22 protein-coding genes and 1 pseudogene are annotated in these 25,547 nt (G+C 68.4%); 14 read left to right on the top strand and 9 right to left on the bottom strand.

Translation table 11 applies throughout. From position 1 onward, the window contains the following. Positions 1-78: 78 nt before the first annotated feature. Both ARTB_RS10355 and ARTB_RS10350 read right to left on the bottom strand, forming a co-directional pair. Positions 79-1,932: an acetyl/propionyl/methylcrotonyl-CoA carboxylase subunit alpha gene (locus ARTB_RS10355; protein ID WP_439954113.1), complete on the bottom strand. Its 1,854-nt coding sequence runs from the start codon at positions 1,930-1,932 to the stop codon at positions 79-81. 147 nt (positions 1,933-2,079) lie between these two features. Continuing rightward, positions 2,080-2,772 (bottom strand): Maf family protein, encoded by a 693-nt coding sequence (locus ARTB_RS10350; protein ID WP_243179679.1) that lies wholly within the window; start codon positions 2,770-2,772, stop codon positions 2,080-2,082. 134 nt (positions 2,773-2,906) lie between these two features. Between ARTB_RS10350 and ARTB_RS10345 the strand changes: the two genes are divergently transcribed. The 4 genes and pseudogenes from ARTB_RS10345 to ARTB_RS10330 all read left to right on the top strand — a co-directional run. Continuing rightward, entirely contained in the window at positions 2,907-3,074 is a 168-nt protein-coding gene (locus tag ARTB_RS10345) for a hypothetical protein (protein ID WP_243179673.1), read from the top strand. After that, a complete protein-coding gene (locus tag ARTB_RS10340; protein WP_243179672.1) occupies positions 3,071-3,826 on the top strand; it encodes a cytochrome b N-terminal domain-containing protein in 756 nt (251 codons plus the stop codon). The genes ARTB_RS10345 and ARTB_RS10340 overlap by 4 nt, the downstream gene beginning before the upstream one ends. After that, a complete protein-coding gene (locus ARTB_RS10335; protein WP_243179671.1) occupies positions 3,823-4,776 on the top strand; it encodes a hypothetical protein in 954 nt (317 codons plus the stop codon). Before ARTB_RS10340 ends, ARTB_RS10335 begins: the two co-directional genes overlap by 4 nt. 217 nt (positions 4,777-4,993) lie before the next feature. Next, positions 4,994-6,228 (top strand): annotated as a pseudogene (locus ARTB_RS10330) (DUF222 domain-containing protein); the annotation flags it as partial. Positions 6,229-6,437: 209 nt separating this feature from the next. On the opposite strand, the gene ARTB_RS10325 reads toward ARTB_RS10330, so the two are convergent. From ARTB_RS10325 to ARTB_RS10315, 3 genes are all read right to left on the bottom strand, one after another. Further along, entirely contained in the window at positions 6,438-8,984 is a 2,547-nt protein-coding gene (locus ARTB_RS10325; protein ID WP_243179670.1) for an MMPL family transporter, read from the bottom strand. Between the two features lies 1 nt (position 8,985). Then, positions 8,986-9,675 (bottom strand): TetR/AcrR family transcriptional regulator, encoded by a 690-nt coding sequence (locus ARTB_RS10320; protein WP_243179669.1) that lies wholly within the window; start codon positions 9,673-9,675, stop codon positions 8,986-8,988. 70 nt (positions 9,676-9,745) lie between these two features. Beyond that, positions 9,746-9,871: a heavy metal-binding domain-containing protein gene (locus ARTB_RS10315; RefSeq protein WP_243179668.1), complete on the bottom strand. Its 126-nt coding sequence runs from the start codon at positions 9,869-9,871 to the stop codon at positions 9,746-9,748. Between the two features lie 205 nt (positions 9,872-10,076). On the opposite strand from ARTB_RS10315, the gene ARTB_RS10310 reads away from it, so the two are divergent. Beyond that, positions 10,077-10,631 carry a hypothetical protein gene (locus ARTB_RS10310; RefSeq protein ID WP_243179667.1) on the top strand — a complete coding sequence of 185 codons (555 nt, stop codon included), beginning with the start codon at positions 10,077-10,079 and terminating at the stop codon, positions 10,629-10,631. 103 nt (positions 10,632-10,734) lie between these two features. On the opposite strand, the gene ARTB_RS10305 is transcribed toward ARTB_RS10310, so the two are convergent. The 4 genes from ARTB_RS10305 to ARTB_RS10290 all read right to left on the bottom strand — a co-directional run bounded on the left by ARTB_RS10305 (position 10,735) and on the right by ARTB_RS10290 (position 16,096). Next, on the bottom strand, positions 10,735-12,180 hold the full coding sequence (locus ARTB_RS10305) for a dicarboxylate/amino acid:cation symporter (protein ID WP_243179666.1): 1,446 nt from the start codon (positions 12,178-12,180) through the stop codon (positions 10,735-10,737). A 260-nt stretch (positions 12,181-12,440) separates the two neighbouring features. After that, positions 12,441-14,141, bottom strand: a complete 1,701-nt coding sequence (locus ARTB_RS10300; RefSeq protein ID WP_439954112.1) for a DUF885 domain-containing protein — start codon at positions 14,139-14,141, stop codon at positions 12,441-12,443. Positions 14,142-14,261: 120 nt separating this feature from the next. Next, the gene (locus ARTB_RS10295) at positions 14,262-14,507 is read right to left on the bottom strand and encodes an acyl-CoA carboxylase subunit epsilon (RefSeq protein ID WP_243180368.1); all 246 of its coding nucleotides are present in this window, start codon (positions 14,505-14,507) and stop codon (positions 14,262-14,264) included. A 5-nt stretch (positions 14,508-14,512) separates the two neighbouring features. Further along, positions 14,513-16,096: an acyl-CoA carboxylase subunit beta gene (locus ARTB_RS10290; protein WP_079551557.1), complete on the bottom strand. Its 1,584-nt coding sequence runs from the start codon at positions 16,094-16,096 to the stop codon at positions 14,513-14,515. Positions 16,097-16,300: 204 nt separating this feature from the next. Here ARTB_RS10290 and ARTB_RS10285 point away from each other — a divergent pair, with 204 nt between their 5' ends. From ARTB_RS10285 to ARTB_RS10245, 9 genes are all read left to right on the top strand, one after another. Next, complete coding sequence (locus tag ARTB_RS10285; protein WP_243179665.1) at positions 16,301-17,191, top strand: SDR family oxidoreductase; 891 nt, start codon at positions 16,301-16,303, stop codon at positions 17,189-17,191. A 185-nt stretch (positions 17,192-17,376) separates the two neighbouring features. Further along, on the top strand, positions 17,377-18,315 hold the full coding sequence (locus ARTB_RS10280; protein ID WP_243179664.1) for a biotin--[acetyl-CoA-carboxylase] ligase: 939 nt from the start codon (positions 17,377-17,379) through the stop codon (positions 18,313-18,315). After that, positions 18,308-18,928 (top strand): PH domain-containing protein, encoded by a 621-nt coding sequence (locus tag ARTB_RS10275; protein ID WP_243179663.1) that lies wholly within the window; start codon positions 18,308-18,310, stop codon positions 18,926-18,928. Before ARTB_RS10280 ends, ARTB_RS10275 begins: the two co-directional genes overlap by 8 nt. Beyond that, positions 18,918-20,198, top strand: a complete 1,281-nt coding sequence (locus ARTB_RS10270; RefSeq protein ID WP_243179662.1) for an adenylate/guanylate cyclase domain-containing protein — start codon at positions 18,918-18,920, stop codon at positions 20,196-20,198. Before ARTB_RS10275 ends, ARTB_RS10270 begins: the two co-directional genes overlap by 11 nt. A 153-nt stretch (positions 20,199-20,351) precedes the next feature. Next, positions 20,352-21,140, top strand: coding sequence for a PP2C family protein-serine/threonine phosphatase (locus ARTB_RS10265; protein WP_243179661.1), 789 nt, complete (start codon positions 20,352-20,354; stop codon positions 21,138-21,140). 91 nt (positions 21,141-21,231) lie between these two features. After that, positions 21,232-23,595: an NAD-dependent DNA ligase LigA gene (gene ligA, locus ARTB_RS10260; protein WP_308197236.1), complete on the top strand. Its 2,364-nt coding sequence runs from the start codon at positions 21,232-21,234 to the stop codon at positions 23,593-23,595. After that, complete coding sequence (locus ARTB_RS10255) at positions 23,592-24,428, top strand: inositol monophosphatase family protein (RefSeq protein ID WP_243179660.1); 837 nt, start codon at positions 23,592-23,594, stop codon at positions 24,426-24,428. The genes ligA and ARTB_RS10255 overlap by 4 nt, the downstream gene beginning before the upstream one ends. Before the next feature lie 112 nt (positions 24,429-24,540). Continuing rightward, positions 24,541-25,044, top strand: a complete 504-nt coding sequence (locus ARTB_RS10250) for a GNAT family N-acetyltransferase (protein WP_243179659.1) — start codon at positions 24,541-24,543, stop codon at positions 25,042-25,044. A gap of 114 nt (positions 25,045-25,158) precedes the next feature. Next, entirely contained in the window at positions 25,159-25,542 is a 384-nt protein-coding gene (locus ARTB_RS10245) for a RidA family protein (RefSeq protein ID WP_243179658.1), read from the top strand. Positions 25,543-25,547 lie beyond the last annotated feature (5 nt).

Below are 25,547 nucleotides of genomic sequence, written 5' to 3'. Positions count from 1 at the left end.
CCGGTCGCGGACGCGCCAGAGGCGCGCCCGCGGCCGGCAGCGGCGCCGGCCGTCCGCCGTCGCCGTACCGTGTGCCGCTTACTCTGCGGCGCCGTCCTCGATCATGGCGATGATGGCGCCGGCGGACACGGTCTCGCCGGCCGCTGCGGCGAGGCCGATGACGATCCCGGCGCGGTGGGCGGTGAGCGGCTGTTCCATCTTCATCGCCTCGAGCACGACGACGAGATCGCCCTCGGCGACCGTGTCACCCTCGGCGACGGCCACCTTCACGATGGTCCCCTGCATGGGGGAGGTCAGGGCGTTGCCGCTCGCGGCCGCGGGTGCGCCGCCACCGCGGGAGCGCTTCTTGGCCTTGGCCGGCTTGGCGCCTGCGGCGTTGCTGACGGAGCCCAGCGACGCCGGCAGCACGACTTCCAGGCGCTTGCCGCCGACCTCGACGACGACGCGCTGGCGGTCGCCGGCGTCGGCCGCTTCAGCCTCGGTGCCGGTCGGGGTCCAGGCCGGAATGTCATTGACGAAGGCCGTCTCGATCCAGCGGGTGTGGACCTTGAAGGGGCCTTCGGCCGGTGCGAAATCGGGATTGGAAACCACCGCGAGGTCGAACGGGATGACGGTGGGAATGCCCTCCACCACCATTTCCTCCAGTGCCCGCCGGGAGCGCTGCAGGGCCTGGGTGCGGGTGGCGCCGGTGACGATCAGCTTGGAGAGCATGGAGTCGAAGTTGCCGCTGATGACATCGCCCTGCTCCACGCCGGAATCTACGCGGATACCGGGACCGGTGGGGTTTTTCAGTACCGTGATGGTGCCGGGTGCGGGCATGAAGTTCCGGCCCGGGTCCTCGCCGGTGATGCGGAATTCGATCGAGTGGCCGCGGACTTCCGGGTCGCCGTAGCCGAGCTCCTCGCCGCGGGCCAGCCGGAACTGTTCGCGGACGAGGTCGATCCCGGTGACTTCCTCGGAGACGCAGTGCTCCACCTGAAGGCGGGTGTTGACCTCGAGGAAGGAGATGGTGCCGTCCTGGCCGACGAGGAATTCGCAGGTGCCTGCGCCGAGGTAGCCCGCCTCCTTGAGGATGGCCTTGGAGGATTCGTAGAGCCGGCGGTTCTGTTCCTCGGTGAGGAACGGGGCCGGGGCTTCCTCGACGAGTTTCTGGTTCCTGCGCTGGAGCGAGCAGTCGCGGGTGGAGACCACCACGACGTTGCCGTGGGCGTCGGCCAGGCACTGGGTCTCGACGTGGCGCGGGGCGTCCAGGAAGCGCTCAATGAAGCACTCGCCGCGGCCGAAGGCGGCGGTGGCCTCGCGCACGGCGGATTCGAAGAGTTCGGGGATTTCTTCGCGGGTGCGGGCCACCTTGATGCCGCGTCCGCCGCCGCCGAAGGCCGCCTTGATGGCGACAGGCAGGCCGAACTTGTCCACGAAGTCGAGGAGTTCCTCGGCGGATTCGACCGGGTCGGCGGTGCCGGGGACCTGCGGGGCGCCGACCTTCTCGGCAATGTGGCGGGCCTGGACCTTGTCGCCCAGGGCAGAGATCGCCTCGGGGGAGGGGCCGATCCACGTAATGCCGGCATCGATCACCTTGGCGGCGAACTCGGCGTTCTCGGCCAGGAACCCGTACCCGGGGTGGATGGCGTCCGCGCCGGACTGGCGGGCGACGTCGATGATCTTGTCCATCACCAAGTAGGACTCCGCGGCGGTGTTGCCACCGAGCGCGTAGGCCTCGTCAGCGAGCCGGGCGTGCAGCGCGTCGCGATCGGGGTCCGCGTAGACAGCCACCGACGCGATGCCTTCATCGCGGGCGGCGCGGATGATGCGCACCGCAATTTCTCCGCGGTTGGCGATCAGCACCTTGGTCAGCCGGCGGATGCCCGCGGCTGTAGATGACTGCGTTGATCCCGGCACGGTGGGTGCGGACTGCTCCGAATTTGCTGACAAGGCGTCTCCTTCTTTCCTTCAGGGAGCCTAGCGCGGTTTTGAGGGTTCCGCCGATATTACTTGCGGATTCCGCGCGTATACGGCCCTTCCTTTGTAGGTTTGCCACAAAGGGCGGCGAATTGGCTCACTCCGCCACGCATTCCGTCGTTACTCGGCGCGGATGTCCGCCGGGTCCGCAGCCCCGCCGGTCCAGAGCTCGGTGATGCCCACATTTGCCTGGCCGAGCAGGGCGCGCAGGGTGGAGATGGAGAGCCCGACGACGGTGTGGGGATCGCCGTCGACCTTGCGGATGAACGCCCCGCCGTAGCCGTCGATCGTGAAGGAGCCGGCGCACTGGAGCGGCTCGCCGGTGGCGATGTAGGTTTCGATTTCCTCGGCGCTCATCTCCATGAAGTGGACCTCGGCCGAGGACACCGAGCCCAGGGTGGCGCCGGTGCCGCGCGCGGTGACGTCGCCGTCGTCGTCTTCTGAGTCTGTGTCTGTGTCGCGGCAGTCCACGAGCCAGTGGCCGGTGTGCAGGACGCCCATGCTGCCGCTCATGCGGAGCATACGCTCCCGGGCGACGTCGGCCGTGTAGGGCTTTCCGTGGGCCTCGCCGTCGAACTCGAAGACCGAGTCGCAGCCGATCACGATTGCGCCGTCCGCCTCGGGCAGCGAGGCGACGGCCTCTGCCTTGGCCCGGGCAAGCAACAGAGCCGTGTCATGCGGATCCGTCACGCCGTAGCGGGCCTGCACGGCGTCCTCGTCGACGTCCGAGACGAGGACCTCGTGGGCGATGCCGGCGTGGCTGAGCAGCTTGGTGCGGGCGGGGGACTGGGAGGCAAGAATGAGGCGGGTCACTGATCCAGCCTAATCCACCGCAGCACAGCAACACCGGGTCCCGGAAGGGCGCCTGGACGGGGCAGAAGACCCTGTTTGCGGATACCTGACAGTGGTGGAGTTGAACCGGCATCCTAAAAAGAATCGAGCAGCTCATGTCTGGATGGCTCGTGGCAAGCGTTGGCATGGTTGGTGATGGAACATATTTTGGCTGGGACGGTTTCATCATCCAATCCGGAAATCTGATCGTGATCGTCGTGATGATCATCTTGTTCATCCTGGCCCTGGTCCTGCCTTTTCCCGGAGGGAAGCGGCGGAAATGACTGCCCCTGCAACACCGGGACGCGGCGCGCAGGTCGATGAAACAGACGCCCGTACCTTGACCGGCAGGGCCCGCCGGTGGCTCCTGAGGAAGCTTCCGCCGGACAAACTTTTGCCCGAGGACCAGCCAAGCTTCGTGGCATCCTGGGCATACGTATTCGGCATGGGGGCCATCGCGTCCCTGCTGTGGATCATCGTTTCCGGGATTGTGCTGGGACTGAACGGACCCCAGTGGTATCACGTGTCCTCGCTGGGGAGTTTCGTCAACAGCACGCATTTGTGGAGCGTGGAGTTCTTCTTCATCTTTATGGTGGTGCACCTGTGGCTGAAATTCTGGATGGCGGCCTGGCGCGGGGGCCGGGTCCTGACCTGGATCACCGGCGTGATCTCCTTCGTCGTTTCCATCGTGGCGGCCTTCACCGGGTATCTGCTCCAGACGAACTTCGACTCGCAGTGGATTGCCTTTGAAGCGAAGGATGCGCTGAACGCGGTCGGCGTAGGCGCTTGGTTCAATGTGGCCAACGTCGGTCAGCTCTTCACCTGGCACGTCACGCTGCTGCCCTTGGCCGTGGGCGCTGTGGTGGTCCTGCACGTCCTGCTGGTCCGGGTCCATGGCGTTGCACCTCCACTGGATGCCGCGGAGTCCGACGCCCAGCTGCTTCACAACCGTCCGGTGGCCACCGAACCTCCTGAGGCCACCGAACCCGGGGGCACAGAATCCGGGGGCGCTGAATTCGGGGGTGCAGTGCAGTGACGAGGAAGGGCAGCAGTACCTCCTGGCGGAAGGCGGACGACGTTGCCGGCCGGCCCTGGACGGGCAGCGTCCGCGAATATGACCTCATCAAAGAACTGATCATCGGCGTTGTGGTGGTCGGCGTGCTCGTGTTCGGTGTGTCCGCCATCTTCGGGTCCCCTGATGAGCCCAGCGTCAGCCTCAAGACGTGGGCCACGGCCGCCCCCGCGGATTTCGTTGGCACCGCCGCGAAAGAGCTTGCCGGCACCAGCGATACTGCCGGATACGGGCCGCCCTACAACTCGACCCCGGACGCGACGCAGAACATCGGCCCCGTGGACTTTCAAAGCCTCTCCGGCGTCCGCCTTCCGGTTGATACCGCCAATGACTTCGTGATCGCCCCGCTGGCGACGCTGCCGTCGCCGCCGGCAGAACTGGCGAGCTGGACGGCCGCCACGGATCAGCAGCGCTCAGCCTGGGCAGCTGCCTATTCGGACGCCCTTGCCGCTGCGCCGGATAACGACCCGGCCCAGGTGGGCGACGGCGACTATGGCCCGGTCCCTGCACTGACCGGAGCGTTGCTGGAGATGGCGCGCCAAGGCAGTTTGGACGGCGTGCTGCAGAACGGTGGAAACTTCTACAACATGGACTACACGCGCGGCCTCCTCTTTTTGGGCGACGGCGGCTACTTCCCGGATCTTGCGGCCAGCCAACACCTCTCCGGGGATCAGTGGGGCGTCATGAACGAAACCGGCGATACGCCTGGGCAGTCCTGGTTGTGGCTCTTCTCGCTCCTTTACCAAGTGGAACCGTTCAAGTCCGCGCCTAATGCCGATGCCCTCGTCGTCGTCACGATGTTCGTGCTGACGGCGTTGCTGGCCCTGCTGCCGTTCATCCCCGGACTACGGTCGCTGCCGCGGGTGATCCCCCTCCATCGCCTGATCTGGAAGGACTACTACCGCAACCGCTGAGTCCGCCGGCAATCCGTGACGCCTAGCTTCGGCTGAGGAGTACAGGCGCGTTAATGTCAGAGGCCCCTGAGACACTGGGTTCATGGACGGCAATCACGGGCCCGAAGTGGCTCCGGCGGGACACGGCGACGCCGGCTTCGGCCATGCCGCGGGCGATGCCGCCGCCATTCCGGGCACCGCAGAGGCGGCCTTGGCGGGCCGGCTGGCCGCCGGACCAATGGACTTAGACTGTCCGCCCACGGACAGTGCCGGGATCATTGACCGGATCCGGGAACTGGAGGACTGGAAGTCCGCCGCGTCCGCGGAACAGGCCCGGCTCGCCGTGGCCTTCGACCTGCTCCAACGCCGCGAACAAGCCGCCGCCGGAGTCCCGGCCGAGAAGCTCGGCGCCGGGATCGGCGCGCAGATCGCCCTGGCCCGGCGCGAATCACCCGCCAGGGGCGGCCGGCTCCTCGGCCTGGCCAAGGCCCTGATCACCGAGATGCCGCACACGCTCGCCGCGCTCGGAACCGGGGAACTCAATGAATGGCGCCCACCCTGCTCGTGCGCGAAACCGCGTGCCTGAGCGCCGCGGACCGGGCCGCCGTCGACGCCGAACTCGCACCCGACACCGGGACGTTCGCCGGGGCGGGTGACCGGTCCCTGGTCGCCGCGGCCCGGGCCGCCGCGTACCGGCGTGACCCCCGCTCGGTGACCGAACGCGCCGCGCACGCCGCCACCGAGCGGCACGTCAGCCTCCACCCCGCCCCCGACACCATGTGCCACCTCACCGCCCTGCTGCCCGTGACCGCCGGCGTCGCCGTCTACAAGGCGCTGAACGGGCACGCCGACACCCTCCGCGCCGCCGGGGACCCGAGGGGCCGCGGGCAGCTCATGGCCGATGCCCTGGTCGAACGCACCACCGGAACCCCGGGCGGGATCAGAGGCGTCGAGATCCAGGTCATCATGACCGACCGCGCCCTCTTCCAGGCCGGCGCCGAACCGGCCCGGCTCCCCGGCTACGGCACCGTCCCCGCCGGCTGGGCCCGGGAACGCGCCGGCGCCGGGACGGACGCCAAGGACCGGGACTTCAAGACCTGGCTCCGGCGGCTCTACACCCACCCCGGCACCGGCGAGCTTGTGGGGATGGACTCCCGCGCCCGGCTCTTCCCGCCCGGGCACCGCCGCTTCATCCAGGCCAGAGACGACACCTGCCGAACTCCCTACTGCGACGCGCCCATCCGCCACCTGGACCACATCATTCCCTGGCACACCGGCGGCCCGACCACCACGGACAACGCCGCCGGACTCTGCGAAGCCTGCAACCACACCAAAGAAACCCCCGGCTGGAAAGCACGCCCCAGCCCCGGAGCCGCACCCGGATCCGCCTCGAGCATTGGCGCTCGGCACACCATCGAACTCACCACCCCCACCGGCCACACGTACCGTTCCACCGCGCCGCCCCTGCCCGGATCGCCTGCCGGCGAAGCGAGCGTGGATTCCCGCCGCCGGGCCGTGATGAGCGCCACCGCGCGAAGACGCTCAAGGGTATGCGGCCCTCAGGCTGACTGGCGGCCTGAGCGGCGAACGGGCCACAAGCCTTCCCGAGCTGCATGCACGAAAAAGCCGCCCGCCGATCGAAACGATCAGCGGGCGGCTTTAGGGCAACTCGTCGGCGGCCTTTAGCGCGCGCCGATCTCCTCCGGCTCGGGCTCGCTGTCGGCCGAAGCTGAGGCCGAAGCCGCGGGCCGGAGCTTGGCGCCCTCGACGTCGACGTCCGGCAGGATCCGGTCCAGCCAGCGGGGCAGCCACCACGCCTTGTCGCCGAGCAGGTACATCACGGCCGGAACGATCGTCATGCGGACTACAAACGCGTCCACCAGGACACCGAAGGCCATCGCGAAGCCCAGCGGCCGGACCATATTCAGGTGCGAGAAGATGAAGCCGGCGAACACGCTGACCATGATGATGGCCGCGGCGGTGACCACGGACGCGGCATGGCTGAAGCCGGTGCGGACCGCATGCCGGGCCGATTCGCCATGCATGAAGGACTCACGCATGCCCGAGGTGATGAACACCTGGTAGTCCATGGCCAGCCCGAACAGGACGCCGATCAGGATGATTGGCAGGAAGCTCAGCACGGCGCCCGGGTTTTCGACGCCGAACACCGTTCCCAGCCAGCCCCACTGGTAGACCGCGACGACGGCTCCGAAGGCGGCCGCGAGCGAGAGCAGGAAACCGCCTGTGGCCAGCAGCGGCACCACGATCGAGCGGAACACGAGCAACAGCAGGATCAGGGACAGCCCGACGACGATGGCCAGGTACGGGGGCAGGGCATCGCCGAGTTTGGCGGAGACGTCGACGTTGCCGGCAGTCTGCCCCGTGAGGCCGATGCTGACCCCGGTGGAATCCTTGATGCGGTCCTTTTCGGCGCGCAGCTCGGAGACCACCTGGACAGTGCTCGCGCTGGCCGGGCCCTCCCGGGGGATGACCTGGAACACCGCGGTGCGGCGGTCCTCGCTCAGCGCCACCGGAATGGCGGCGGTGACGTTGCCAGTACCGCGGAGGATGTCGGCGACGTCGAGCTGCTTGGCTGTGGCTTCCTCCGCGCTCAGGCCGGCCGGGAAGTCGCCCACCACCACGATCGGGCCTGTCATGCCTTCGCCGAAGCTGCGGCCGGTGACGTCATAGGCCTTGAACGCCTGCGACTCCACGGGCTCGGACCCGCCGTCGGGCAGCGCGAGCCGCAACTGGCTGGCCGGCAGCGCCACGATGCCCAGCAGCAGGACACCGGCCAGCAGTGCCAGAACCGGGTGCCGGGTGACGAGTCCGCCCCAGCCCTGTTTGCTGCGGCGTTCGTCGCGGGCACGGTCTGCGCTCTCGTGGCCGGGGGCGGCATTGTGCTTCTCCGCCTTGGCCCAGACGCGGCGGGAAATGAGTCGGGGCCCGATCAGGGACAGCATGGCAGGGGTGAGGGTCAGGGCGACGACGACGGCGACGGCCACCGTTGCGGCGGCGGACAGGCCCATCACGGCCAGGAAGGGCAGGCCCGGAATCACGAGCGCCGCGAGGGCGATGATGACGGTCAGGCCCGCGAACAGCACCGCGTTGCCGGAGGTGCCGGTGGCGAGGGCGACGGATTCCTCGCCGTCCATGCCGGCCAGGAGCTGGCCGCGGTGCCGGTTGACGATAAACAGCGAGTAATCGATGCCGACGGCGAGGCCCAGCATGAGCGCCAGCATCGGGGAGATGGAACTCATGTCGACGGCGCCGCTGAGGGCGAAGGTGCCGCCGACGCCCACTGCCACACCGACCAGGGCCATCAGCAGGGGGAGTCCGGCGGCGATCAGGGTTCCCAGCATGACGATGAGCACCAGCGCCGCGATGGCGATGCCGAGGATCTCCGAGATGCCGAACAGCTCGGAGACGTCCTCCGTGATTTCCTTGCTGGCCAGGGCGGTCACGCCGGCAGAGGAGACTTCGTGGGCGATGTCCTGGACCTGCTGGCGCACGGCGGGGGCCAGCCCGTTGATCGAGGTCTTGAACTGGACCTGGGCGATTGCCGCGGTGCCGTCCTCGGACACGAACCGCATGCCCTGCGAGGCCTCGAGCTGGCGTTTGGCCAGGGCGAGCTTGGCCGCGCCGGCCTGGAGTTCCTTGGTCCCGGCGTCGAGCTTCTCCTGGCCCGCGGCGAGGGCAGCTTTCTGCTGGCCAAGCTGGGCGTCGATGGCCTCGGCGGACATGCCGGCCGCGGTCATCTGCTGCTCGGCGGCGGACAGCTGGGCCTTGCCGGCGGCCAGCCGGGCGGCCGACGCATCCAGCTGCGCCTGTCCTGCGGATGCCTGCTGCTCGCCGGCGGCAAGGTCCGTGACGGCCTTGTCCAGCTGGGCCTGCGTGGCGAACGGGTCCACGGTGCCCTGAACATCGGGGAGGGCTTTCAGCTTGGTCAGCGCAGCCGAGACCGCGTCCTTGCCGGCCTGCGTGAACTGGCCGTTCTGCGACTCGAACACGATGCCGGCCGAGCCGCCGGATGACTTGGGCAGCTCCTGCTTCAACTTGTCCGCCATCTGCTGGGTTTCAGTGCCGGGGATCTGGAAGTTGTTGGACATGGTGCCGTGGAAGGCCGCAGCCGCGCCGCCGACGGCCACCAGGACGGCGAGCCAGAGGGAGATGACGAGCCAGCGGTGGCGGTAGGAGAACTTGCCGAGACGGTAGAGCAACAGGGCCATGTCAGTGCCGATCTGGGGAAGGGGTGGCGGGGGAGTGGGACGCGAATCCGGAGCCGAGGAGGCCCATCGAATCGATCAGGAGCTGGCGCAGGACGGACAGGGACTCGGGAGCCAGGTCGCCGCCGCAGCGGGCGAACCAGACATCCATGGCAGCTTTTCCGCACGAGATGACGGAGCCGGCGAGGGCGCGGAGGTAGAGCTCGTCGACGTCGCCGGCCGCCGTCAACGCAAAGCGTTCGCGGGCGGCGTCGATGATCTGTTCGGTGCAGTGGTCCCAGGCTTCCAGCTCGGAGCGGCTGAGCTGGGGGTTGGTCTGGCCCAGGCTGTAGAGCTCGGCCACCGGTGCGACGGTCATGGGATCGGCCAGTTCAACGAGGGCTGCGCGGGCCGATTCCAGGATTGGCTCGCCGGCCGGGCGGAGCCGGAACTGCTGAAGTGCCGTGTCCAGGAAGCCGAACGTCACCGAGGCGAGCGCCGCCTCGGTGCTGCCGAAGTAGTTGAAGAACGTGCGGCGGGAGATCCCGGCGGCGTCGGCGATGTCCTCCACCGTGAAGTTTCCGGGTCCCCGCGTGCGGAGCAGGTCCATGGCGGCGTCCGTGATGGCCTGCCGGGTAGCGGCCTTGTTCAGTTCGCGGCGCGAGGGGACACCGGGGTCGCCGGATGCGGCGGAGGGGAAGGGCGATGGGGACACGCGCTTACACTACGTGCATGTTTGCACTCCGGGCAAGTATTTTCCAGAGTGGGGCTGGCAGGGTTTGCGCTCAAGGCTTGAGCTGGGCTGCCGCGTTGCCGGAATTGGTCAGGGGGCGGACGGTCAGGCCCATGACTTCGCCGAGGACGGCGTCGATCCGGTGGCCCGGGATGTCATTCGAAGTGACGATCAGCATGCCCAGAGCCTATCCACCTCTGCCGCCATTTTGCCCACTTTTTGCCCTCTGGGCGTCTCTGCCGGATTCACAGGAAAGTGAAAGCTGGGAAACAGCTATCTCTGCTGGGGCAGGTGCAGACTGGAGATGCTCGTGGAGCAGCCTTCCCCGGACGAACCATCAGCTTCAAGCGCCGTCACCGCGCGGCAGATCCAGGAGACAGCAGATGTCACGCACGACGAAAATCGCACTCGGCCTCGGGGCGGCGGCCGTTGCACTGGGTGCAGGGCTCGGGGTCGCCGGGATGGCCTCCGCCACCACGACGCCGACGCCCACCCCGACACCCAGCTCGAGTGCTACCGGGAACAACTTCGCCGACGGCTACGGCATGCGCGGCGGACACCGCGGCCACGGCGGTGCGGAGTTCGGCGCCCGCGCCAAAGAACTCGCCGCCAAGCTCGGCGTCGACGAGGCGAAGGTCACCGACGCCCTGAAGACTTTCCGCGAAGCCAACAGGCCGGCCACCCCGCCGGCCCCGGGGCAGAAGCCGGACCGCGCCGCAATGGAGAAGGCCCTGGCCGCTTCCCTGGCGAAGTCGCTCGGCCTCGATGAAGCCAAGGTCACCGCTGCCCTGGAGGAATTGCGTACCGCGGAACAGGCCAATCACGCCGCGGCACTGAAGCCCCGGCTGGACCAGGCCGTCAAGGACGGCACCCTGACCCAGGCAGAAGCGGACGCAGTTACCAAGGCCGCCGAAAAGGGTGTGATCGGCGGACACTAGGCCCGTGCGGACCCGGGCCGAGGCCGGTTAAAGCCGAAGCCGGAAAACCAGAGAAGTCCCCGGGGATTCCCGGGGACTTCTCTGGTGAACACTCGTTCTGTTGTTACGCCCTGGCGTCAGCCAGTTCCCGCTCGTCCCGTCCTGCCGCGGGAGTGGCGGCGGCGGAGGGGTCGACGGCGGCGGTGCCATCGACGTCGTCGCTAAACGGATCGCCGTTCCGCGGCGCGTTGTACAGCCTTTCGTCCAGGATGCCCTGGCGCTTGGCCACAATCGCCGGGATCAGTGCCTGCCCGGCCACGTTGACGGCGGTGCGTCCCATGTCCAGGATCGGGTCGATGGCCAGCAGCAGGCCGACGCCGGCCAGCGGCAGTCCCAGCGTGGAGAGCGTCAGCGTCAGCATCACGACGGCGCCCGTGGTGCCGGCGGTCGCGGCCGAGCCGAGGACCGACACCAGCGCGATCAGCAGGTACTGGGTGAAGTCGAGCTGGATGCCGAAGAACTGGGCCACGAAAATCGCCGCCACGGCCGGGTAGATCGCCGCGCAGCCGTCCATCTTGGTGGTCGCGCCGAGCGGCACGGCGAAGGAGGCGTAGGCGCGGGGGACACCCAGGCTTCGTTCGGTCACGCGCTGGGTCAGCGGCAGGGTGCCGATCGAGGAGCGGGAGACGAAGGCCAGCTGCACGGCCGGCCACACGCCGGAGTAGTACTGCTTGATGGACAGTCCGTGGCTGCGGATCAGCACGGGGTAGACCACGAACAGCACGAGCGCCAGGCCGATGTAGATCGCCACGGTGAACTTGCCGAGCGAGCCGATGGTGTCCCAGCCGTAGACGGCCACGGCGTTGCCGATCAGGCCGATCGTGCCCAGCGGCGCGATACGGATGATCCACCAGAGGACCTTCTGGATGACGGCGAGGGCGGAGGAGTTCAGGGCCAGGAACGGTTCGGCCGCCTTGCCCACTTTCAGCGCGGCGATGCCGACGGCGATCGCGATCACCAGGATCTGGAGGACGTTGAAGCTCACGGCGGTGGTGGCGACGCCGTCAGTGACGGTGGTGGTCGCGCTGAGGCCCAGGAAGTTCTTCGGGAACAGCCCGGTCAGGAAGGCCCACCAGTCACCGGACTTGCCGGCGTACTTCGCTTCCTGGCTGATGCCGGTTCCGGCGCCGGGCTGCAGCAGCACGCCCAGGCCGATGCCGATCAGCACGGCGATCAGCGAGGTGATCGCGAACCAGAGCAACGTGTTCCAGGCCAGCCGGGCGGCGTTGGAAACGGCGCGCAGGTTGGAGATTGAGCTGACGACGGCGGTGAAGATCAGGGGGACCACGGCGGTCTGCAGCAGCGAGACGTAGCTCGAGCCGATGGTCTGCAGCGTGGTGCCTAGGGCGTTGGGGTTGGCCTTGGTGCTGCCGGTGTACTTGGCCAGCAGGCCAAGGCCCAGGCCGACGATCAGGGCGGCAATGATCTGGAAGCCGAACGAGCCGGCCCATTTGGGCAGCTGGAACCCGGTCTCTCCAGCGGGTGCGGGGGTGCTTGTCTGAGTGGTCACCGGAACACGCTAGGACCGTTGCCGATAGCACGACGAACGGATGTTGAGAAATGTTACGGCACCACCGGTGGCCCCGCGCCGCGGAATGCCCGGGATTGCCGCGCCGGCAGGGCCTTTTGTGAAGTTATTCCGGCAAGCGGTGTGGCGATTGTCTCGTCGCCGGACGGCCCGTACCGCCCTGTGAGGCGCGAGATGACAATTCGCGGCAATGCTCTGGAGAAACACTGCCGCGAACTGCCATCTCAACGGCCTTGGGGGGTTTACCCCAGGAGCGCGCGCTTGAGGGTGTCCAGGCCCACCGAGCCGATGTTCAGGGCCTTCGTGTGGAACGCCTTGAGATCGAAGCCGGGGCGGGATTCCAGCTCTTCCCGGATCTGCTCCCAGAGCCGCTGGCCCACCTTGTAGGACGGGGCCTGTCCCGGCCAGCCCAGGTAGCGGGTGAACTCGAACTTCAGCTGCCCCTCGCTGATCGGCAGATTGGCGCGGAGGAAGTCAAAGCCCTTCTCCGAGGTCCAGATGCCGCTGCCCCAGCGCTCGGGGACTTCGAGTTCCAGGTGCACGCCGATGTCGAACACCACGCGGGCCGCACGCATGCGCTGCATGTCCAGCATGCCCATGTGGTCGCCCGGATCATTGAGGTAGCCGAGCTCCTGCATGAGCTTCTCCGCGTAGAGTGCCCAGCCTTCGCCATGGCCCGAGGTCCAGCACACACTGCGGCGCCACTTGTTCAGCAGCTCACGGCGGTAGGTGGCGGTGGCGACCTGGAGGTGGTGGCCGGGCACGCCCTCGTGGTACACGGTGGTGGTTTCGGCCCACGTGGTGAAGGTGTCTTCACCGGCCGGCACGGACCACCACATGCGGCCCGGGCGGCTGAAGTCCTCCGAGGGACCCGTGTAGTAGATGCCGCCTTCATCGGTGGGCGCGATCCGGCACTCCAGCGTCTTCATGACGTCCGGGATCTCGAAGTGGACGCCGGCGAGCTCCGCGACGGCTTTGTCGGACAGTTCCTGCATCCAGGCCTGGAGGGCGTCGGTGCCCTTGAGCTGGCGGGCGGGATCGTTGTTGAGGATCTCTTTGGCTTCCTCCACCGTGGCGCCGGGCCGGATTTCGCCTGCCACCCGTTCCTGTTCGGCAATGAGGCGGTCGAGTTCCTGGACACCCCATGCGTAGGTTTCCTCCAGGTCCACGGTGGCGCCGAGGAAGTCCCGGGAAGCCAGGGCGTAGCGGGCGCGGCCCACAGCGTCCTTGGCCGGGGCGACGGGCAGGAGCTCGGACTCGAGGAAACCTGCGAGCCGGGAGTACGCCACCCGGGCAGCTGCCGCGCCGGTGTCGAGCCGGGACTGCAGTTCCGCCGGGAGCGGGCCGTCCGCGGTCTTGGCGCCGGCGGCGAGCTTGGCGAAGAAGCCGTCGTCCGCGGCGTGCTTGGTGGCCTGCTCGATCACGATCGAAACCTGGCGGGCCGCGGCGACTTTGCCGTCCTGCATCGCCGAACGCAGCGACTCGATGTAGCCGTCGATTGCGGCGGTGACATTGTGGGCCCGGCCTGCGATGTGCTCCCACTGCCCGGCGGTATCCGTCGGCATGAGGTCAAAGATCGCGCGGATGTCCTGGGACGGGGAGGCGATGTTGTTCAGATCGGCCGTGGCCCAGCCCGATTCGTGGATTTCCAGCTGCAGGCCCAGCCGCTCGCGCATGGCGTCGAGGGTGACGGCGTCGACGTCGTCAGCCGGCTCCAGCCCGTCCAGCGCCGCAAGTGCCTCGCGGGCGGCGGCCGCGAATTCCTCGTGGCCGGCGGGGGAGAAGTCCTGGTACTCCGTCTCGTGCCCGGGCAGGCCAAGTTCGGTGGCGAAGCTCGGGTTAAGCCGGATCAGGGTGTCCGTGTAGGCGTCGGCGACGGCGTCAATGGCTGTCTGCTGGCGCGCGGGGGCAGTGTTGTCTGAGGCGATGATTTCGGTAGTCACCCGACGAGACTAGCCCGGCCGCCGTGGTTATGAAAGAGTCACTGAACTTTTTCGCGTGCAACTTTCCCGTGCAGATTTCGGCTGCGGGCCGGCCCTGCCAGGACGCTGAACCGGGTCGGCTCAGCCCAGGCTGCGGCGCCAGGCCTGCGGACCGGGCCTCGGCGCCAGCCGAAGCTGCTGCCGGCGGACCCAGTGCCGGACGCCGGGGCTTTCCGGTACTGCCTGCTGGGTCTGCCCCAGGGACAGCACGACGGCGGTCAGCGCCGCCAGCTCTTCCGGCGTCGGCTGACCCTTGGCGACAGAGAACAGGATCCCGGGCGCGGCGTCGCTGCTTACCGCGTCGGCAGGTTCGTCGGGTTCGGCCATGGGGCTCACAGCGGGATGTTCCCGTGCTTCTTGGCGGGCAGGGCGGCCCGCTTGTCCCGGAGGGCGCGCAGGCCCTTGATAATCTGCAGCCGGGTCTCGGACGGTGCGATAACCGCGTCCACATAGCCGAGCTGGGCGGCCTGGTACGGGTTGAGCAGCTCTTCCTCGTACTGGCGGATCACCTCGGCGCGCTTGGCCTCGACGTCGCCGCCGTCCTCCGCCACCGCGGCGAGTTCGCGGCGGTACAGGATGTTCACGGCACCCTGGGCGCCCATGACGCCGATCTGGGCGGTGGGCCAGGCGAGGTTGAGGTCCGCGCCGAGCTTCTTGGAGCCCATCACGATGTAGGCCCCGCCGTAGGCCTTGCGGGTGATTACGGTCAGCTTGGGCACGGTGGCCTCGGCGTACGCGTATAGCAGCTTGGCGCCGCGGCGGATGATGCCCTGGAACTCCTGGTCCTTGCCTGGCAGGAAGCCCGGCACGTCCACGAGCGTGATGATGGGGATGTTGAAGGCATCGCAGTGCCGGACGAAGCGTGCGGCCTTTTCCGAGGCCGCAATGTCCAGGGTGCCGGCGAACTGCATGGGCTGGTTGGCCACGATGCCCACCGTGTGGCCCTCGACCCGGCCGTAGCCGATGATCACGTTCGGGGCATAGAGGGACTGCATCTCGAGGAAGTGGGCGTCGTCGACAATTTGCTCGATGACCTTGCGCATGTCGTACGGCTGGTTGGCCGAGTCCGGGATCAGCGCGTCCAGGGCGAGATCGTCGTCGTCGACCTCCAGTTCCTGCTGGTGCTCCAGCACCGGGGCCTCGGCGAGGTTGTTCGAGGGCAGGAAGTCGAGCAGTTCGCGGACGAACTCGACGGCGTCGGCCTCGTCGGAGGCCAGGTAAGTCGAGGTGCCGGTGTTGGCGTTGTGCTGCCGGGCGCCGCCGAGGGTTTCCATGTCCACGTCTTCGCCGGTGACCGTCTTGATGACGTCCGGGCCGGTGATGAACATGTGCGAGGTCTTGTCCACCATGACCACATAGTCGGTCAGGGCGGGGGAGTAGGCTGCGCCGCCGGCGGACGGGCCCATGATGAGGGAGATCTGCGGGACGACGCCGGAGGCGTGGACGTTGTTGCGGAAGATGTCCGCGAACATCGCCAGGGAGGCGACACCCTCCTGGATGCGGGCACCGCCGCCGTCGAGGATGCCGACCACGGGGCAGCCGTTGCGCAGCGCGAACTCCTGGACCTTGACGATCTTTTCGCCGTTGACCTGGCTCAGCGAGCCGCCGTAGACGGAGAAATCCTGGCTGTAGACCGCGACCGGGCGGCCGTCCACCGTGCCGTAGCCGGAGACGAGGCCGTCGCCGAGGGGCTTCTTCTTCTCCATGCCGAACGCGGTGGAGCGGTGCACGGCCAGCGCATCGAATTCGACGAAGGAGCCGGCGTCCAGCAACAGGTCGATGCGCTCGCGGGCGGTGTTCTTGCCGCGCGCGTGCTGCTTGGCGATCGCTTCCGGGCCGGAGGGCTGTTCGGCACGGGCCTGGCGGTCGCGGAAATCCGCAATCTTTCCCGCAGTCGTGGTCAGATCGTGGCTCATCAAGTTTCTCCGGCTCTGTCGCAAGGTTGTACGGCGCCCGTCGCGTGGGGTCCTTTGGCTGGAATCCACAAAAGCAGGGCTCTGCTGGCAAGTCTAGTGACGGTATTGGCCGGTGCCGCTGTAGGGAACCTACAATTTTCCCGCCGCGAAGCTCCCTCACCGCTTTGTTACCCGCCAGTAACATTGGTCGGCTAGAGTGTGGGAATGACTTCAAGCAACGATGCTTCGGGCACCGCCGCAGGGCCGTACCAGGCCGCCGGTTCCCTCCAGGGCCGCACTGTCCTCATCTCCGGGGGCAGCCGTGGCATCGGCCTGGCCATCGCGCTCCGCGCGGCCCGGGACGGCGCCAACATTGTCCTGATGGCCAAGACCGGTCAGCCCCACGCCAGGCTGGAGGGCACCGTGTATACCGCCGCCGAACAGATCGAGGCCGCCGGCGGCCAGGCCCTGCCGCTGGTCGGCGACGTGCGCAACGACGCCGACGTCGCCGGTGCAGTCGGCGCCGCCGTGGACCACTTTGGCGGGATCGACGTCGTCATCAACAATGCATCCGCGATTGACCTCTCCACCACCGACGACGTGGACATGAAGCGCTACGACCTCATGCAGGACATCAACGTGCGCGGGACGTTCCTGCTCTCGAAGATGGCGCTGCCGGCCCTGCGCGCCTCTGGGGCCGGGCACATCCTCACCCTCTCCCCGCCCCTGAACCTGGATCCGAAGTGGGCCGGCCTGCACCTGGCCTACACCATGGCCAAATACGGCATGAGCCTGACCACGCTGGGGCTGGCCGAGGAACTCAAGGCCGACGGCGTCGCCGTGAACTCACTCTGGCCGTGTACCTTGATCGACACCGCGGCCATCCGCAACATGCCCGGCGGCGACACGATCGTCAAGGGCGCCCGCAGCCCCGAAATCATGGCCGACGCCGCCCACGCCGTGCTGACCGGCGGCAACGCGGTCCCCGCCCACGGCAGCCGGAGCGGCAACTTCTATACCGATGAGCAGGTTCTCGCGGCGGCAGGGGTGACGGACTTCAGCCCGTACAGCCTCGGCGCGCCGGAGGCCCAGCTGGTCCCGGACATCTTCCTCTGAACTTGCTGGGTCTTTTGTGGCCGTCTGCCCCGCGGAATTTCCCCTCATTTGGCGCCCGGGCGCCGGAATCAGCGGTGTGTTCGGCCGACACGCCGGACATCCCGGCCAAAGGTGGGGAGTTTCGGCGGAGGCATGTGAGGCAGACGGCCGGGGCCCCGGTGCGCTTTCCTCGGTAGGATTCAAGGATGGAAGCCGCGCAGGAAACCCCGGACCGTCCGCCCCTGGACCTGAGTGCCCTCAGTGATGAGGCGTTCCTGTCCGCCAACGGAATTCCGCGCCTGACGGTGCTCGAGTCCACCGGCTCCACCAACGCCGACCTCCTCCGCGGGGTGACCGAGGATCCCGGCGCGTGGCCGGACCTGTCAGTGCTGACCGCCGAGTACCAGAGCGACGCGCGCGGCCGGCTGGACCGCCGGTGGGAGGCGCCGGCCCGCAGCTCGGTCTCTGTCTCCCTGGTGCTCCTGCCGGTCAACGGGGCCGGCCGGCCGCTGCCGACCCACAGGTACTCCTGGCTCTCCCTTCTGGCCGCCCTCGCCCTGCGTGAGGCCCTGACGGAAACGGCAGGCCTTCCGGCGGAACTCAAATGGCCCAACGACGTCCTGGTCCGGGGCCGGAAGATCGCCGGCATCCTGGCCCAGCTCGGCCCGCTCGGCGCCGGCGGCGCGCCGCCGGTCATCCTCGGCACCGGCCTGAACGTCACGCTGACGGAGCCCGAACTCCCGGTTCCCACCGCCACCTCCGTGCTGCTGGAGAATCCGGACACAGTGGACCGGACGGAGCTCCTGAAGAGCTACCTGTCCCGCTTCGCCACCCTGTACCGGAGTTTCTGCAACGCCGACGGCGACCCCACCGCCGGCATGGCCGGTGGCCCGTCGCTGCACAAACGCGTGGAGCACCTCCTCTCAACCCTCGGCAAACAGGTCCGGGCCCAACTCCCGGGCGACCACGAGATCATTGGCCACGCCACGCGCCTGGACGAATACGGCTCCCTGCTGGTGGTCGATGCCGCGGGCCATGAACATGTGGTGACCGCCGGCGACGTCGTGCACCTGAGGCCGTGGAACCCGGCCGGGACCGGCGGCCAGGGCGCCGGCAGCGGCGGAGCAGAAAGCGGCTATGCGTAGAGTGCTCCTGCCGGGAGAGCAAGTGATTGTGGTGACCCGGCCCCAGCCCAGGATGCTCATTGTCCCGGCGCTGATGTTCATTGTTGTTCCGGCCTTGGCCGCCTACGCCTGCGCCTGGGTTGTCAAGGGCGGCCCGGCGCGGCTCGTCCCCCTCGTCCCGAAAGAGTGGACCCCCTGGCTCCTCGCCGTGTGCCTGGCGTTGGCGGCGTGGGTGCTGCTGGGCTATTGCCTCCCGCGGGTCATTGCGTGGCACGCCACCCGTTACATCCTCACCAGTCAGCGCATAGTTGCCCGATACGGCATGTTACGGCGGCGCGATGAACAGGTCCCCCTCGCCGCCGTCCGCCATGTGGCCATTGAGCAATCCTTGTTGCAGCGCCTATTGCACTCCGGGAATATATCCTTGGAAACCGGGTACCCCCTTGGAACGGTGGTCCCCGATGTCCCGGAGGTCGCGACATTCCGTAATTTCCTGCTGGACGCCATCGACGACCTCCCGCAGGGCGAGGCGTCCGGCGCCGATGGCATGACCGACAACGCCGATGGCATGACCTACAACCCGGGCGAGGCCTGGCCGTGGGAGACGAGAGAAGGTGGAAGAGATGAACGCTGAGAACGTCCACCAGGACATCGATCTCGCTGCCCCGGATTTGCCCCGGGAGCCCGAGGACGCCGCCGGTTCGGCTGCCGCCGACAGCGACGCCGGGACCGCCTTCGGCAGCGAAGCCGGCGCGCTCATCGAACCCGCCGCCGAACCCGAAGTCGAGCCAGACGAACCCGAACCCAACGAAGCCGCCGGACCCGCCGAAGCTGAACCCGTGGCCCCGCCCACCGGCACGATGTCCGCTGAACGGCTCGCCGCCAAGGCCCTGGAAGCGCGGCTGCTGGGCGGAGAACGCAAGCTTCGGCGTCGTGAAGTAGCTGCCGGTGCAGGGCTCTCGCTGCTCTCTGCCCGGAAACTTTGGCGCGCCCTGGGTTTTCCCAACCTCGGGGATGAAGATGTCGCCTTCACCGAGCGTGACCAGGCCGCCCTGTCCACCATCGTGGACCTGGTGCGCGACGGCAAGCTCACCGAGGAAGCCGCAATCTCCATCACCCGGGCCATCGGCCAGATGACCGACCGGATGGTGGTGTGGCAGATCGAGGCCCTCGTGGAGGACATGGTCCAGGAACATGGCGTGACCGACGCCGTCGCCCGCAAGCGGCTCGTCAGCGAGTTGCCGAACCTGATCGACCCCCTCGAGGAGATGCTCGCCTACTCCTGGCGCCGCCAGCTCAACGCCGGTGTGCAGCGCCTGGCCGTCCGGGCCGAAGCCGGGCTGCAGTCCAGCGAAGAGGGCCGCGAAGGCGACGAGGACGATGCGCCCCTGCCGTTGGCCCGGGCGGTTGGCTTCGCTGACCTTGTCTCCTACACCAGCCTGTCCCGCCGGATGAACGAGAAGACACTGGCCCAGCTGGTGCAGCGCTTCGAGAACAAGTGCGCCGAAATCATCTCGGTCGGCGGCGGCCGGCTGGTCAAGACCGTCGGCGACGAAGTCCTGTACATTGCCGAGACTCCGGCGGCCGGCGCCGAGATTTCCCTGGCCCTGTCCCGCGCCTTCACCGACGACGAGATCCTGCCCCAGGCCCGCGTGGCCATGGTGTGGGGCCGCATCCTCTCCCGCCTCGGCGACATCTACGGACCCACCGTCAACCTCGCCGCCCGACTGACGGCTCTCGCGGACCCTGGAACAGTGCTGGTGGATTCGATGACCGCGGCCGCGCTGGAGCAGGACGAACGCTTCGTCCTGGTGCCCCGGCCGGCCGAGGACGTCCGAGGGTTCGGTGAAATCCACCCGGTGCAGCTGCAGCCCGGCAGCGGCCGGGGCCTGATCCTGGACTGAACGCCGGATCAGCCCGGCGGTAGGCCGTGGCGGGCTTCTCAGCTGAGCGGCGCATATGCGATAGTCGGACCGGCAGTTGCTATCCGGCCGGGTTGCGAACGCCGTCAACCCCGCGCACCAGTGAAGCCGCGCACCACTGTATTGAGGACCGCCATGAACCCATCACCAGACGCCCCCATCCCGCCGTCGGACGGAAAACGGGGACCGCTACTGCGCTGCGGGTACGGCACGGACCGGGGACTGCGCCGCGAGGCGAACGAGGACGCCTTCCTTGCCGCGGACCCCGTCTTCGCCGTAGCGGATGGCATGGGCGGGCACGAGGCCGGCGAAGTTGCCAGCAGCATCTGCGTGCGCACCCTGGCCGAGCTGCCACAGTCCAAGACCGGCAGCCGGGATGCGACAGCGGACATCCTGCAGGAGTACCTGCTCATGGCAGATGCGGGCATCCGTCACGCCACCGGATCGCGAGCCGGAACCACCCTGTCCGGCGTCGTGGTGGTGGAACAACAGGACGTTCCGTACTGGCTTGTCCTCAACATCGGAGACTCCCGCACCTACCGGTACAGCCACGGCCAGCTCGCACAGATCAGCGTGGACCATTCCGAAGTCCAGGAACTCCTTGACACCGGCCAGATCACCGAGGCCGAGGCCGCCGTGTACCCCCGCAGGCACGTGGTGACCCGGGCGCTGGGAACCGGGGATGACTCCGAGGCCGACTTCTGGCTGGTTCCCCTTGAAGACGGCGACCGGATGCTGGTCTGCTCCGACGGCCTCAACGGCGAACTCAGCGATGAGAAGATCGCCGGCATCCTCGCGGCCGAGGCCGACCCCCAGGCGGCCGTGGACGAACTGATCCAGGCGGCCTTGCGCAGCGGCGGCCGGGACAACATCACGGCGATCGTGGTCGACGCCCGGACTGCAAACGTGGACGAGCCCGCCTGACCTCCTGGTCAGCGTCAGTCCAAATTCGGAAGCGGACCCCAGACCGGACCCTGGACCGGACAATGTCGGGGATCTAGGGCAGGATAGGTCTGTGAGCACAGGGAAGACCGCAGCAGAGACCGCAGCAGGGACTGAAGAAGCAGCCGAAGCAGCCCCCGGGCACGTCACGGACCCTCAAGGCCCCGCGGGGGAGCAGGTCCCCTCCGGGGACATCCGCGCGGAGTATGAAGACCTTGTTGAGCAGGTCCGCAAGCACCGCTTTGCCTACTACCAGCAGGACGCGCCGATCATCTCCGACGCCGAGTTCGACGAGCTCTACCGGCGGCTGGAAACGCTCGAAGCCATGCATCCGGAACTGGTGGCCAACGATTCGCCCACGCAGGAAGTCGGCGGCGAGGTGTCAGCGGCGTTTGCCGCCGTGCAGCATTTGCAGCGCATGTACAGCCTGGAGGATGTCTTCTCGCTCGAGGAGCTGGAGGCCTGGATGGTCAAGGCCGAGGCGGGCGTCGCCAAGCTCGGCAACGGCGGGAACCCGCCGTCGTGGCTCACCGAACTGAAGATCGACGGCCTGGCCGTCAACCTGCTCTACCGCGACGGCGCCCTGGTCCGGGCCGCAACCCGCGGGGACGGCACCACCGGCGAGGACATCACGCATAACGTCCTGACGATCAAGGAAATCCCGAAGCAGCTCAGCGGCACCGGCTTCCCGGCGGAGGTGGAGGTCCGCGGCGAAGTCTTCATCCCGTCGCAGGCCTTCGCGGAATTCAACGAAGCCCTGATCGAGGCCGGCAAGGCGCCGCTGGCCAACCCCCGCAACGCCGCCGCAGGTTCGCTGCGGCAGAAGGACCCCGCGGAAACCGCCAAGCGGCCGCTGCGGATGTACGTCCACGGCATCGGCGCCCGCGAGGGTCTCGACACCGCCAGCCAGTCCGAGACCTACCGCAAGCTGGCCGAGTGGGGACTGCCGACGAGCCCGTATTTCGAGGTTCTGGCCGGGCTTTCCGACGTGCTCGAATTCATCAAGCGCTACGGCGACAAGCGGCACAGCCTCACCCACGAGATCGACGGCATTGTGATCAAGGTGGACGACTTCGCCACCCAGCGGGCCCTGGGCTACACCACCCGGGTGCCGCGCTGGGCCGTGGCCTACAAGTACCCGCCCGAAGAGGTCCACACCAAGCTGCTCGACATCGCCGTCAACGTCGGCCGCACCGGCCGGGTCACCCCGTACGGCGTGATGGAACCGGTCAAAGTCGCCGGCTCCACCGTGGAAATGGCCACCCTGCACAACCAGGAAGTGGTCAAGGCCAAGGGCGTGAAGATCGGCGACATTGTGGTGCTGCGCAAGGCCGGAGACGTGATTCCGGAAATTGTGGGCCCGGTGCTGGCGCTGCGGGACCAGCAGGACCCTCCCGTTCGCGACTTCATCATGCCCACCGAATGCCCCGCGTGCGGCACGCCGTTGGCCCCCGGGAAGGAAGGGGACGTGGACATCCGCTGCCCCAACTCCCGGTCCTGCCCGGCGCAGCTGCGTGAACGCGTCTTCCACCTTGCCGGCCGCGGCGCCTTCGACATCGAGGCCCTCGGTTGGGAAGCCGCCATCGCACTGACCCAGCCGGCCGAGCCCGCGGAGCCGCCGCTGACCACCGAGGCGACACTGTTCGACCTCACTCCGGAGCAGCTCGCGGACGTCCGTGTCCGCCGGGAGAAGCGCTCCAAGGGTGTCGGCACCGGGGAATTCGAGCTGGTGCCCTACTTCTTCACCAAGGCCACCACCAAGACCCCGTCCAAGCCCACGGCCACGACGGACAAGCTCTTCCGGGAGCTGGAAAAAGCGAAATCCCAGCCGCTGTGGCGGATCCTGGTGGCCTTGTCCATCCGGCACGTCGGCCCGCGGGCCTCGCGCGCCCTCGCCACCGCGTTCGGCAGCATGGACGCCATCCGGCAGGCCTCCGAGGAGGAGCTCGCCCACGTGGACGGCGTGGGCCCGGTCATCGCCCAGGCGCTGACTGAATGGTTCGCCGAGGACTGGCACCGCGACATCGTGGACCGCTGGGCGGACGCCGGCGTCCGGATGGCGGACGAACGCGACGAGTCGACGCCCAGGACGCTGGAGGGGCTGACCGTGGTGGTGACCGGGAGCCTCGAGGGCTTCAGCCGCGATGAGGCCAAGGAAGCCATCCTGATCCGCGGCGGCAAGGCGGCCGGATCGGTGTCGAAGAACACCAGCTACGTGGTGGCGGGCGAGAACGCCGGCACGAAGCTGGACAAGGCCGAACAGCTCGGCGTCCCGGTCCTGGATGAGGACGGTTTCCGTGCCCTGCTGGCGAACGGGCCGGCCGGCACCGGCGCGGACGGCAGCGCGGAGAGGGTGCCGGGCAGCGGCGCGGACGGCCTCCCGGACCCGGCCGACGGCGGCGGGGCCCCCGGCGTCGAGGTTGCTGCGGCCGAATGAGTTCCCACTCCGCGGGTCCTCCCGCACCTGGCATTCCGGAGCTGCTCGAACTGGCCAAGTCGGCCGCGGCGGCGGGCGCCGCCGTCCTGGCCACCCGGAAGACCGCGGCCCTGGACGTCAGCAACAAGGGCGACTCAGGAGACTGGGTGACCGCCTTCGACCTCGCCGCCGAAGCCGCCGTCCGGGACGTCATCACCGCCGCCCGGCCGTGGGACATCATCACGGGGGAGGAGGGCGGCACCGTCCTGCCGGCGGAGCCCAGCGGCTACCGCTGGTCCATCGACCCGCTCGATGGCACCACCAATTTCATCCGCAACATCGTCTACTACGCCACCTCCGTGGCGGTGGCCGACGCCGACGGCGTCTGGCTGGCCGGCGTCGTCAGCGCACCGGCGCTGGGACGCACCTACTACGCGTCCCGCGGCGAGGGCGCCTGGCTCCAGGAGCAGGGCCAGGTGACCGCCCTGTTCGGCCCGGTCCCCGGACGGACCGGCCAGATCCTGGCCACGGGCTTCAGCTACGATCCCGGCGTGCGGGCGGAACAGGCCGCAGGCCTCGGCACCCTGATGGACGGCTTCGCCGACATGCGCCGGCTCGGGTCCGCGGCACTGGACCTGTGCCTCGTGGCGGACGGCACGCACGACGCCTACGGTGAGCGCGGGCTCAACGAACACGACTTCGCCGCCGGGGCCCTGATCGCCGAGGAGGCAGGCTGCTGGGTGCGCCGGCCGCGGCTCACCAGCCCCCTGGCCGGCGGCCCCTCCGACGACGAGCGCCTCACAGCATGGACGTGCGCCGGGCCGCTGGAACTCTCCGGCAAGTTCCCGCTCTAACGTCGTCTCGCCGGGCAGGCTCTACGCCTGTCAGATGCGCCTGAGTGATAGTTCAGTCACGGAAACGGCCTTTCCGGGCACGGCCCGGGCCGGGCGCCCGTACCATTGACAGGTGCCTTCGCAGATCCTTATTCGCCCCGCCGTTCCGGCCGACTTCGACGCCATAGCGCGCATCACCCGGGACGCCTACCTGGCGGCGGGCTACTTTGAGAGCGCCGACCACCCCTACATGCAGCAGATCCAGAACGTCGGGCAGCGCGCGGCGGCCGCGACGGTTTGGGTCGCCGAGCGTGGGGGCCGGATCCTCGGCTCCGTGACGCTGGCGGTCGCCGGCGAGCCCTACGCGGACATCGCCTTCAGCGACGAGCTCGAGTTCAGGATGCTCGTGGTGGACCCCTCCGTGCAGCGCAGCGGTGCCGGCAAGGCCATGGTCCAGGCCATCATCGAGCACGCCAGGGCCCTGCCCGGCATCCACGCCGTGGCCCTCACCACGGGCGAGAGCTGGGAAAGCGCCCACGGCCTCTACCTGAAGACCGGCTTCGTCCGGGCGCCGGAGCGCGACTGGCTCGTGCCGGGCACGGACATCAAACTGCTCGTTTACCGCCAGGAACTCTAGCCGGGGCGGTGGCCCCGCGCAGGTCCGCCGACACAAAGCAACCCGGTTTGGCGGCCCGGCCGTCCGGCGCCCTACAGTTGTGCCGATCCCTGCGGCAACTGCGAAAGGCCCACCATGCGCAAGACCTTCGGTACCGGCTCCACCTGGGAACAGACCCTCGGCTATTCCCGGGCTGTCCAGGTGGACAACACCCTCTACATCTCCGCGACCGCCGCCAGCGGTGAGGACGGAATCATGGGCGAGGACTTCTATACCCAGACCAGCTACATCCTGCAGAAGCTCGGCGCCGTGCTGGCCGAGGCCGGCTTCGGCTTCGAGGACGTGGTGCAGTCCAAGCTGTACCTGACGGACATCAGCCAGTGGGAAGAGGCCGGCCGGGCCCACGGCGAGGTCTTCGGCGACATCCGCCCCACGCTCTCCCTCGTTCACGTGCTGCCGTTCCTGGATCCCAAGATGCTCGTCGAGATCGAACTCGTCGCCCAGAAGAGCGCCACCTAGGGCCA

Origin of the sequence: Arthrobacter humicola (assembly GCF_022803015.1) — a bacterium.
Taxonomy (GTDB): domain Bacteria; phylum Actinomycetota; class Actinomycetes; order Actinomycetales; family Micrococcaceae; genus Arthrobacter; species Arthrobacter humicola_A.
Note: the sequence above shows the minus strand (reverse complement) of the source record. Positions and strands in the feature narration are given on the sequence as shown.